Source organism: Corynebacterium sp. HMSC072A02, assembly GCF_001810085.1.
GTDB classification, from domain to species: domain Bacteria; phylum Actinomycetota; class Actinomycetes; order Mycobacteriales; family Mycobacteriaceae; genus Corynebacterium; species Corynebacterium hesseae.
The window spans coordinates 230,667-240,390 of record NZ_KV799847.1; the positions used below are offsets into that span (position 1 = coordinate 230,667).

Sequence of the window (9,724 nt, forward strand, 5' to 3'; positions counted from 1 at the left end):
ACCCTCACGGCTATTACCGAAAAGGATTGTTGAAACTCGTGACCACCCCTACGCCCGAAGGGCGCGATACCACCGAACACGGCACGACGCCCGCCTCTGAGGCCTCCATGGACTCCACGAATACTGAGACACCACAACAGACTGCAGCAGCGACTCCAGCGCCTGAGGCAGAACCGTCGCTGCTCGAACAAATGGGAGGCCTGACCGGTCTGGTGTCTGCGACCCTGCCCGTGCTGGTGCTCATTCCGGTTAACAACATGTGGGGCCTGGGGCCTGCATTGGCCGCAGCGCTCGGTGTGGCGCTGGCCATCAGCCTGTGGCGTTTGGCGCGCAAAGAGACGTTGCAGCCAGCATTTTCCGGGTTGCTGGGTGTCGCCATCTGCGCTGGTATCGCGTGGTTTACAGGAGACGCCAAGGGCTACTTCCTTTATGGAATTTGGATGTCGCTCGTGCTGTTTATCGTGGCGGTTGTCTCCATCATCGTGCGCTGGCCGCTTGTCGGCGTGGTGTGGAAAGGCCTCAACGGCGATGGCATGGGGTGGCGAATCGTGCCGAAGGCACGGCGAGCCTATGCCTTGGCAACGGCGGGTTGGGCCGCGGTCTTCATCGCCCGTTTCGTGGTGCAGCGCGCGCTTTACGACGCCGATGCCACCACCACCCTCGGCATCGTTCGCATCCTCATGGGGTGGCCGCTCACCGGCATCGTCACCATCTTGACCGTCTGGATGGTTCGCCGTGCCAACGCCGCGGTGGAGGAATCACAGGGCGTAGAAGGAACACAGAGCTCCGAAGACACCAAGGAGAGGATCCATGACTGAGAGTGCTTACAACGCTGCTGATTCAAGCGTTGTCAAAGGGGCGTCCTTCGACACCACCATCGAACGCATGGGGCACGGCGGTGTCGGAATCGGTCAGGCGCCCGACGGGCGCGTGTGTTTCGTCCCCAGTGCTTTCCCGGGCGACCAGGTGAGGGCGACAGTTACCAAGGCGAAGAAGTCCTTCGTGGAAGCGGAGATAATATCCGTCCTCCAGCCAGGTGAGTACCGCGTCGAGTCTTCGTGTCCCGCGGCACAGCGCGGTGCAGGTTGCTGCGATTTCGCCGAGCTAAATCCTGCGGCGGAACCAGGAATCAAGGCCGCCGTCTTGCGCGATCAACTACATAGGGTGGCCCGGCTTGAGGATGTGCCCGAGATTGAGGCTATCGATGTCGCACCGCAGCGCGGGTGGCGCACGAGGGTACGGCTGGGCGTCGACAAGCAAGGCCGTGCCGGTGTGCGCAAGCGCGGCTCCACTGAGCTGATTACAGACGTGGCGTGCAGCCAGCTGGTGCCGGGCCTCGTCGCAGGTCTGGTGGGGCCTGGTGCTCGCACCTTTAGCCCTGGCGCGGAGGTTATTGCGGTCATGGACAGCGATGGCAACCGCCACGTCGTCGAGACACGGAAAGCACCGCGCGGCCGGCGCATAGAGACTATCCGGGAAGTAATCGAGGCCCCGACCGAGGACGTCGTGCAGCGTGCCGACGGTCACGAGTTCCGTTTCCCGGCCACCGCCTTTTGGCAGGCGCACGTGGGCGCGCCTGACGTGTACACCAGTCTCGCACGCGAGTGGCTTGCTGTGGAGGCGGGAGAAAGCAGTGCCGCAGATGAATCCGCGGTCGACGCAGTGGCTTGGGATCTCTATGGAGGGGTAGGGCTTTTCGTTCCTGCTCTGGCTGAGGCCACGGCGCCCCAGGGCGGACACACCACCGTGTTTTCTGTCGATTACTCGCCGGCGGCTGCGGCGGCACAGCCGGGTCTTGCAGCGTATGACGTGCACTTTCGCACCGACAAGGTGGAGCAGGTAGCGAGCCAATTGCCAAAGCCAACGACGGTGGTTTTGGATCCGCCGCGCACCGGTGCTGGCCGGGATGTGGTGGGCGCAATTGCTGAGGCAGCGCCGCAACGCGTTCTGCACATCGGATGCGATCCCGCTACCTTTGCCCGCGATATCGCCGCGTGGTCTGAGAGCGGCTACCGCATACTGCACTTAGCAATGGTGAATGCTTTTCCCGGAACGCACCACTTTGAAACCCTGGCGCTGTTGGTCCCCGCGGCACAGGTGGCATAGCTTTCGCTTCGAGTGCTGCCGGGGCAATGATTGACGTGTCACGTGTGTTAGCGGGTACGGTGGTAGAGAAGAAAACGATCGATGAAGGGGTTTAAGGCAAGCTCTATGGGCATTCTGGATTCCATTCAATCACCAGGCGATCTCAAAGCCCTGAGCAAGACGCAACTGGGTGAGCTCGCGGCGGAGATTCGCCAGCGCTTGATTGAGAAGGTGTCCGCTACCGGCGGTCACCTTGGCCCTAATTTGGGTGTTGTGGAGCTCACTGTGGCGATCCACCGCGTCTTCGATTCCCCGCGAGATCCCATCGTCTTTGACACCTCCCACCAGGCATATGTGCATAAGATGCTCACGGGCCGTGCCGATCAATTCGATACGCTGCGCCAGAAGGGCGGGTTGTCCGGCTACACGGACCGCGGGGAGTCTGAGCACGACTGGACGGAATCCTCCCACGCCTCGGCGTCACTGTCTACGGTGGACGGCCTGTCCAAGGCCTTCAAGATTCGCGGTGAATCGCACCGCAATGCCGTGGCGGTTGTCGGTGACGGCGCCCTGACGGGTGGCATGTGTTGGGAAGCGCTCAACAACATTTCTGCGGATAAAGACCGCAACGTTGTTATCATCGTGAATGACAATGGCCGCTCCTATTCACCGACCATCGGCGGACTCTCAGAGAACCTTGGGCGCATCCGCGCGCAGCATGGCTATGACGAGTTCATGGCGCTGGGCAAGAAGCGCCTGAAGTCCATGGGCTGGGTAGGTGAGCGCACCTTTGACGCTTTGCATGCGGTCAAGGAAGGCGTGAAGTCCACCGTCCTGCCCACCGAGATGTTCCCAGAACTGGGCATCAAATACATTGGTCCGATTAACGGACACGATATCGACGCCGTGGTCCGGGCACTGAGCTACGCCCGCGACTATGACGGCCCCATCATCGTGCATACGGTCACGGAGAAGGGCCACGGCTTCGCACCAGCGGTCAATGAGCCGAAGGACCAGATGCACTCCACAGGGGCTATCGATCCAGTCACCGGTGTGTCCAAAGGACAGAAGCAACCGGGATGGACTGCGGCCTTCTCCGAGGAACTCATCAAGGCCGGTCATGCCCGCGAGGATATTGTGGCGATAACCGCCGCTATGGCAGGCCCAACGGGATTAGCTCCATTCCAGGAGGAATTCCCAGAGCGCTTCTTCGATGTCGGAATTGCAGAACAACATGCCATGGCCTCTGCGTCAGGCCTGGCGCTGGCAGGTATGCACCCGGTGGTGGCGGTGTATTCAACCTTCCTCAACCGCGCAGTGGACCAAGTGGTCATGGACATCGCGTTGCTGAAGCTGCCCGTCACCATCGTTCTTGATCGCGCCGGTGTCACAGGATCCGATGGTCCCTCGCACAATGGTGTCTGGGACATGGCGCTGATGAGCATCGTCCCGGGTATGCGCATCGCCGCACCGCGCGATGGTGCCCGCTTAAGGGAGCTCTTCAATGAAGCAATCGCCATCGAGGATGGCCCGACGGTAGTGCGTTTCCCTAAGGGCAACCTGCTGGATGATTGTGAGGAGCTCGAGCGCCTCGATGATGGCGTCGATATCCTGCGTTATTCCGATGCTGCTGAATCAGCGGCCGAAGCAACGGATGTTCTGATCGTCTCCATCGGCGCCATGAGTGCTCGGTCCTTGGGGGCCGCCGAGCGGTTGGAAGCCGAAGGCTTCAACGTGACCGTCGTTGATCCGCGTTGGCCGGTTCCGGTCCCACAATCCATTATCGCGCTGGCTGCGGATCATGACCTCGTGGTCACGGTGGAGGACGGGATCCTGCGTGGCGGCGTGGGTTCCATGGTGGCCGAAGCACTCGATGCTGCCGATGTGGATACCCCTGTGCACCGACTCGGCGTGCCGGGCTGTTTCCCCAAGCACGCCAGCCGCGGTGAGGTTCTTGAGGAATTCGGGCTGACTCCGGAGGGAATCGCGGAGTCCGTCAGCGAGTGGGTAGCTGCTCGCAGCTAAGAACGCGGGCGAGTGGGCGCTACTGCTCTAGCCCGTGGCGCAAAAGCGGGGAGGCAAGCTCGATTTGCCACTCGCGCGCGCCCTGGGAGCGTAGGAAATCGGGGATATCCGCAGCATCTGTGATTTCCCCGGCGACGCCACCCTCTGGGCCACACGCCGCCCACACGGCCATGCGCAGCAGGCTGGGTTTGAGAATGAGCTCGTAGCTCATGCCGAGCTCATCGCCGAGGTCCTCGAAGTCACTACGGATTTCGGTGTAGAGCTGCCACAGTTCGGGGAACTCCCGGCTAAAAACTGATTTGGAAGGAACCGGGCGCGGGCTGCGCAGCACCTTCGGCCATTGCTGGCGCGGGCTGGCCAGTGCGGTTTCAACCGCGTCGAACCACCGCAAGGTCGCACCCCCGCGGCGTCGGGGAAAACCTTTGATTCGGTTGATTTCGCGTGGCGAGCGGGGCACGCGGCGAGCAATGTCCACCAACACGCGGTGCGGTAGCACTCGGTTGGGGGCCACGTCTTGGGTGCGCGCGATAGATTCGCGGCGCTGCCACAGCTCGCGAGCCACGGCGAGCTGTTCGCCGGAGCGAAGCGAGGACACGCCCTTGAGATCCCGCCACGAGCGGGGCTCGGGGCCCGTAATGCGCGCGTGGTCGTCGACTATCTTCTCAAACTCCTCATAGGCCCAGTCGAGCTTTTCCTCCTCCGCGAGGATATCGCGCAAGGTCACAGCGAGCTCATTGAGTAACTCCACGTCAAGCGCCGCATAATTGCGCCACGACCGGGGAATGGGGGTTTCGGACCAGTCGGAATCGCCGTAGCCTTTTTCCAATTGGACGTCGAAAAGCTCCAGCACCATTGCTGCCAAGTTGGGGTGGGCAAAGCCGGCGAAGCGGGCGGCCAGCTCGGTATCGAAGAGCCTGCCTGGGTACAAGCCCAGCCAGGCAAGGCAAGGAAGATCGGAGGGGGCCGCATGGACGACCCATTCTTGGCCGTTGAGCGCCGGTGCTAAGGCCGCGCGGAGCTCAGCCCTGTGGTGTTCCGGGGCGAGCAAAAAAGTGCCCGCACCTTCTCGGCGAATTTGTACAAGGAACGCGCGATCGTCATAGCGGTAAGCTGACGCGCGTTCGGTGTCGATGGCGAAGGGGCCAGTTCCAGCTGTCAGGCGGTCGGCGGCGGCGTGAAATTCACGGGGAGAAAGCAGGACCTTTGGTGTTCCGTCAACCGGTACCTGGCGCAGTTCAGTCATGTTAGCGCCCGAGCTCCGCTACGCCTTCTGGTGGCAGTCCTGCGACGAGGGAAAGAACCTGCGCAAAAGCTTCCACGTGTGGGGCAAGATCCAGGCCAGAAGCGGTCCAGGAGGCGCGCATTTCTAGTTGGTAGGCGCGCGGCGGGCCGCCGATCTCGCCGAAACGAACCGAGGCGGTCGACGTGACGGTGCCGCCCAGGTTCGTATGGGTCGCCTCGTGCACGTCAAGGGATTCGGTAAGCCATTCCCAGGCGACGTCGGGAAGCAGCGGGTCTCCTGCTACGGCATCGTCCAAGTCTGCTTGGATATAGGCCACCAGGCGCATCGCACCCTCCCAGGCCTCCTCAGCGCCCGGATCGTGGAGCAGGATGAGGCGGCCGAAGGCATCGCCGTCAGAGTCAGTGGGGATGTTGTCCCCATGCTCGTTGCGCTCAACTTCCAAGCCGATGGCGTGGCTGAACGGCGCTAGGCGCTGCGGTGGGCGGATGGTGCCCAACGTGATTTCTGGGCGCAGCTGTGCGGCATGGAGGGACTCAACGGCCTCCGTGAAGGCGGCCGGGGTGCTCGGCTCCGCAGGGCGCGAATCGGCGGGGGAGGCGGCGGCGCGATCGTGCAGGTTGGTCGGTGCCCCTGCGAGGTTGCGCGAAGAAACGTCGGAATTGCTCACGGGGAACAACGTATAAGCTCCGCCCTCGTGGCGGTGGAAGGCGCGCCGAAAGGCTAGTGGCGCGAGGGGTCGTCTCCAACTTATGATGGATGCGAAACTCTGTCGGTTGAAAGAAGGAGAAAGGCATGTCGAAGGTCAACTTTGCCGAGCTCAATAAGGTCCAGCGCTATTCGCAGCACGCGGTTTTTCAAGTAATCCCCGGTGCGCTGGGCACCGAGCGCGAGGAGATCGTGGCGCAGGCACAGAAGTTCTTCGCGGAATTGGAGGAAGCAGGCGTGGTTACCGTTCGCGGTATCTATGATCTCTCCGGGATGCGGGAGAGCGCTGACTTCATGATCTGGTGGCACGCTGAGGAATTCGCCGACATCCAGAAGGCCTTTGCGGACTTCCGCCGCGAGACCACCCTGGGGCAGGTTTCTGAGGTGACGTGGGTAGGAAATGCTTTGCACCGCCCAGCGGAGTTCAACAAGTCTCACCTGCCGTCCTTCATTATGGGCGAGGAGCCCGGCGAGTGGATTTCCGTCTACCCCTTCGTGCGCTCTTATGACTGGTACACCATGGATGAGGAAAAGCGCCGCCGCATCCTCATGGAGCACGGCATGCAGGCACGTGATTATCCGGACGTACGCGCCAACACCGTGCCAGCCTTCGCGCTGGGTGACTACGAGTGGATCCTGGCCTTTGAGGCCCCGGAGCTGCACCGCATCGTGGACCTGATGTACCTCATGCGCTACACCGAGGCTCGTCACCACGTGCGCGAGGAGATTCCTTTCCACACCGGCCGCCGCGTGAAAGACGTGGCTGAGCTCATCGCGATCCTGCCTTAAGAACCGCGATAATTCGCGGTAGCTGCCGCGAAAAGCGCCGGAAGCCGGTTGAGGGTTTAGTCCTCGACCGGCTTTTCTTCTAGATCCAGGCAGATGGAATTGATGCAGTAGCGCAGGTCCGTCGGCGTATCGTAGCCCTCACCCTCGAAGACGTGGCCGAGGTGGGATTCACAGTTAGCGCACAGTACCTCGATGCGGCGCATGCCCAGTGAATTGTCTTCGCGCTCAATGATGGCGTCGCCGGCCAAAGGGGAGAAGAAGGACGGCCAGCCGCAGTGCGACTCAAACTTTTCCGTGGAGCGGAAGAGCTCGGCACCACAGGCGCGGCAGGAGTACACGCCTTCGGTAGTCGTGTTGGTGTACTCGCCGACGTGCGGTGCTTCCGTTCCGGCCTCACGCAGAACGTGGTACTCCTCGGGGCTTAACCGCTTGCGCCATTCGGTATCTGCAATGAGCTTGAAATCAGTCATGCTGGGAGTTTATCGCTAGCTTGAGGCTTTGGGCTAGTGCCTCTCTCCGCGGACCACCAGCCGGCTACGGTGGTGGCGGTCACCACGATGAGCAGTCCCCACCCGATGGTGGCGATGAAGACGCTCATCCAGTGTGCGGCGGTGGGCATGCTTGTCGACGTCCACTCGAGCGGCGCCAAGAATAAAAATGCGGCCAACCATGCTCCCCATGTGTGGAAGACCGAGCGTGCAAGCATCACCGTAAACAGCATGGGGATAAGCCACATGGAGTAGTACTGCTGACCCAGGGAGGAAAGGAAAAAGATGCCGGCCATGATGGCACCACTTGTGCTCAGCGCCCAGAAGGTGGGCTCGCTGTCGCGCCAGCGTAAAAGCCCAAGGATGCCTACTGCCGCTAGTGCCGCGAACAGGATCCAGATGGGGTAGTAGATAATGCCGGGCAGATCGAAGTAGGCGCACACGCCCGGCCATGATGCGTTGGCATAATCGCGCGTTGTCGCAAGGTAGGGAAGAAGGTTGGCGCGGAAGCCTTCCACGCCCGGGACGATCGGCCAAGCAGCAAGGTTGCTCGCCAGTGGTATAGCCACGCCCAAACCTAAGGCGATCCAGCGCTTGCGCACTAAAGCGAGGAAGAGCAGCGGGGCAAATTGCGGCTTAACCAGAATCGCCAGACCGATGCACAGCCCGGCGGCCCATCCGTGTTTATCCAACAAGACCAGAAACGCCACCATGGCGAGTAGAAGCACGCCGTTGATATTGGTAAAGACCAAGGTATTGATGACTGATTCGGTAGCGAAGGCAGCAGCGATGCTGACTGGCCACAAGGGTCCGCGCAAGCTGTGGCCTACGAAGCGGGTCAGTAGGGCCAAGGCGGCGACGATGGCCGCGGCGTTGGCCAGGATGAAGGCGATGCGCGCGTGTTCCTCGGAAACAAGCCCCAAGGGGGATAGGAGGAGCGTTGCGCCCGGGTTGTATAGGTAGAGCGGCTCGACGAAGGAATAGTTCTGTTCGTAGACCGGGTTGCCCTCCCACAGGTTCCGGATTGCGCGGTAGACGGTGCCGAAATCATCGGTCACCGTGCCGTTGAAGGCGAGCACGAACACGCGATGGAACACCAAGACTATGGCGGCGGGCCACGCGGCGGCCGTCCACAGTCGCGCGGAATCTGAGGTTGAGGGAGCCGGAGAAGTCACGGCAGCACAGTTTACGGTGTTTGGGTTCGTCGATAGCGCAGAAACACCGTGCTGTCGACAGCAGCAACGTTCTCCAACTCGAGCTTGAGCGCAGGGGAGGTGGCTTTGCCATCGACGACGGGCTTTTCGACGGAGGGCGATAGGTGCGGGTCGAGCGTCAAATAGAGCTTGTCCACAAGCCCTTCGGCGATAAAGGCGGAATACACGGAAGGGCCGCCCTCACAACTGATGCGGCGCGCGCCCCGGGCGCGAAGGGCTGAGATTGCCTCGCTCATGGTACCGGTGCCAATGCTTAGAACGTCGGCACCGGCCTCGACGAGGTGCTGGGCCTCGGGCGAGGATGCGCGTTCCTCAGGAGTCAGCACTATGGGGCCGGAGGCTATAAGGTCCTCGAATCCGGCAAAGTCTAGCGAGTGGCTGAGAATGGCAAGGCGGGTGTTGCTTGCTGGCCCGTAGGACTCTGCCTTCACGGTTGCCGAACCCACTACGGTGACGTCGGCCCAATCGCGCAAGGCTGCGAAAAGCTTGGCGTCAGTGTCGTTGCCCATGGGGCCGGAGGTGCCATTGATGGTGGCTGAGCCGTGAAGCGTGCTGACGGCGTTGAGCCGAATGCCTTCGCTGTCAGGGCCGAGTAACGCGTCGATCCGTGCGGTGTAGTCCATGCAGCCAGCGTACGTGTTAACCCCTAACTCAGGCCTAGGCTCAAGCCCTCAACCCCCAAGCGCATTCAGAAAAAGAAAAAGACCGCAGATGAACTGCGGTCTTAATGAGTGGTCCTAGCTGGGATTGAACCAGCGACCTTTCCGGTGTGAACGGAACGCTCTCCCACTGAGCTATAGAACCTCGGTGCAGCACTTAAGGTACACCGCGATTGTGTGAACCCCCTAATCGTCCAGCTCAACTGGGCTTTACCTGGTGATGGTGCTGGCAGGAAGTGGAAGGGGCAATCCAAGTCGGTGTGCTCATGGCGGGGTACTGGGGCCTAGAAATGGCCGGGAAAGAAGAAGCGTGTGCAGCGTATCCGGATGTCACATCTGGAAGTCGCGGTCTCAATCACATGGTTGTAATCCAAATGTTGAGCCGGGCTCTGGGATTAGTGCCGTGGGCTGCGGATTTGGAAACTGGGGAGGCGCACGATAAAGTTTCTTCTCGCACCACGGCATACCAGTCGGGGACGTGCAATGCGGATGTAGCGCAGTTGGTAGCGCATCACC

The 9,724-nt window shown here is 61.4% G+C and carries 9 protein-coding genes and 1 tRNA gene; 4 read left to right on the forward strand and 6 right to left on the reverse strand.

Annotation, left to right across the window (positions count from 1 at the left end; translation table 11 throughout):
- Positions 1-107: 107 nt before the first annotated feature.
- From HMPREF2698_RS06300 to dxs, 3 genes are all read left to right on the forward strand, one after another.
- The gene (locus HMPREF2698_RS06300) at positions 108-818 is read left to right on the forward strand and encodes a DUF3159 domain-containing protein (RefSeq protein WP_180952040.1); all 711 of its coding nucleotides are present in this window, start codon (positions 108-110) and stop codon (positions 816-818) included.
- Complete coding sequence (locus tag HMPREF2698_RS06305; RefSeq protein ID WP_070531289.1) at positions 811-2,106, forward strand: class I SAM-dependent RNA methyltransferase; 1,296 nt, start codon at positions 811-813, stop codon at positions 2,104-2,106. Before HMPREF2698_RS06300 ends, HMPREF2698_RS06305 begins: the two co-directional genes overlap by 8 nt.
- A gap of 105 nt (positions 2,107-2,211) precedes the next feature.
- Positions 2,212-4,110 carry a 1-deoxy-D-xylulose-5-phosphate synthase gene (dxs, locus tag HMPREF2698_RS06310; protein ID WP_070531286.1) on the forward strand — a complete coding sequence of 633 codons (1,899 nt, stop codon included), beginning with the start codon at positions 2,212-2,214 and terminating at the stop codon, positions 4,108-4,110.
- Positions 4,111-4,129: 19 nt separating this feature from the next.
- Here the strand turns inward: dxs and HMPREF2698_RS06315 are convergent, their stop codons facing one another.
- A complete protein-coding gene (locus HMPREF2698_RS06315; RefSeq protein ID WP_070562948.1) occupies positions 4,130-5,353 on the reverse strand; it encodes an HRDC domain-containing protein in 1,224 nt (407 codons plus the stop codon).
- 1 nt (position 5,354) lies between these two features.
- Positions 5,355-5,969: a DUF3000 domain-containing protein gene (locus HMPREF2698_RS06320; protein WP_141748931.1), complete on the reverse strand. Its 615-nt coding sequence runs from the start codon at positions 5,967-5,969 to the stop codon at positions 5,355-5,357.
- Between the two features lie 176 nt (positions 5,970-6,145).
- Between HMPREF2698_RS06320 and hemQ the strand changes: the two genes are divergently transcribed.
- Entirely contained in the window at positions 6,146-6,847 is a 702-nt protein-coding gene (gene hemQ / locus HMPREF2698_RS06325; protein ID WP_070562953.1) for a hydrogen peroxide-dependent heme synthase, read from the forward strand.
- Positions 6,848-6,903: 56 nt separating this feature from the next.
- On the opposite strand, the gene msrB is transcribed toward hemQ, so the two are convergent.
- The 4 genes from msrB to HMPREF2698_RS06345 all read right to left on the reverse strand — a co-directional run bounded on the left by msrB (position 6,904) and on the right by HMPREF2698_RS06345 (position 9,353).
- The gene (msrB, locus tag HMPREF2698_RS06330) at positions 6,904-7,317 is read right to left on the reverse strand and encodes a peptide-methionine (R)-S-oxide reductase MsrB (protein ID WP_070522057.1); all 414 of its coding nucleotides are present in this window, start codon (positions 7,315-7,317) and stop codon (positions 6,904-6,906) included.
- Positions 7,314-8,510, reverse strand: a complete 1,197-nt coding sequence (locus HMPREF2698_RS06335) for a glycosyltransferase family 87 protein (protein ID WP_070562956.1) — start codon at positions 8,508-8,510, stop codon at positions 7,314-7,316. The genes msrB and HMPREF2698_RS06335 overlap by 4 nt, the downstream gene beginning before the upstream one ends.
- Before the next feature lie 11 nt (positions 8,511-8,521).
- Positions 8,522-9,172: a pyrimidine reductase family protein gene (locus HMPREF2698_RS06340; protein ID WP_070562959.1), complete on the reverse strand. Its 651-nt coding sequence runs from the start codon at positions 9,170-9,172 to the stop codon at positions 8,522-8,524.
- A 109-nt stretch (positions 9,173-9,281) separates the two neighbouring features.
- Positions 9,282-9,353, reverse strand: a tRNA-Val gene (locus tag HMPREF2698_RS06345).
- Positions 9,354-9,724 lie beyond the last annotated feature (371 nt).

Bases quoted from the DNA above. Each gene is read 5' to 3' on its own strand.
- HMPREF2698_RS06300 (WP_180952040.1), top strand. From the start codon at position 108: ATGGACTCCACGAATACTGAGACACCACAACAGACTGCAGCAGCGACT.
- HMPREF2698_RS06305 (WP_070531289.1), top strand. From the start codon at position 811: ATGACTGAGAGTGCTTACAACGCTGCTGATTCAAGCGTTGTCAAAGGG.
- dxs (WP_070531286.1), top strand. From the start codon at position 2,212: ATGGGCATTCTGGATTCCATTCAATCACCAGGCGATCTCAAAGCCCTG.
- HMPREF2698_RS06315 (WP_070562948.1), bottom strand. From the start codon at position 5,353: ATGACTGAACTGCGCCAGGTACCGGTTGACGGAACACCAAAGGTCCTG.
- hemQ (WP_070562953.1), top strand. From the start codon at position 6,146: ATGTCGAAGGTCAACTTTGCCGAGCTCAATAAGGTCCAGCGCTATTCG.
- msrB (WP_070522057.1), bottom strand. From the start codon at position 7,317: ATGACTGATTTCAAGCTCATTGCAGATACCGAATGGCGCAAGCGGTTA.
- HMPREF2698_RS06340 (WP_070562959.1), bottom strand. From the start codon at position 9,172: ATGGACTACACCGCACGGATCGACGCGTTACTCGGCCCTGACAGCGAA.